This is a genomic window from Herbaspirillum sp. UBA812, assembly GCF_002296545.1.
GTDB classification, from domain to species: domain Bacteria; phylum Pseudomonadota; class Gammaproteobacteria; order Burkholderiales; family Burkholderiaceae_D; genus Herbaspirillum; species Herbaspirillum huttiense.
On sequence record NZ_DBIC01000058.1, the window covers coordinates 8,947 to 9,261 of the forward strand.

General features: G+C 55.2%; 1 protein-coding gene. It reads left to right on the forward strand.

Annotated features, from left to right (window positions below; translation table 11 throughout):
- A partial coding sequence (locus tag B3873_RS03700; RefSeq protein WP_286864098.1) for a urate hydroxylase PuuD occupies positions 1 to 315 on the forward strand: 315 nt, incomplete at both ends.

Below are 315 nucleotides of genomic sequence, written 5' to 3' on the forward strand. Positions count from 1 at the left end.
TTTCTACAATCCGCAAAAGTATCTTCTTGCACCCAAGGTGTTGCCGGAGCATCTGCACTGGTTTTATTGGGAGTCCTACAGTACCTGGCTGTCGGGCTTTGCCTTGTTTTCGCTGTTGTATCTCTTCAATGCGAACGTCTTTTTGGTGGATCGCAATGTGTTCGATATGTCGGCCTCGATGGCGGGCGGGACGGCCATTGCCTTCCTGGTCTTCAACTGGCTGATCTATGACGCGATCTGCAGCACCATCGGGGATCGGCCGGGGGCGGATCGGCTGGGCAATATTCTGGTCGGGGTGCCGGGGATCTGTTCGGT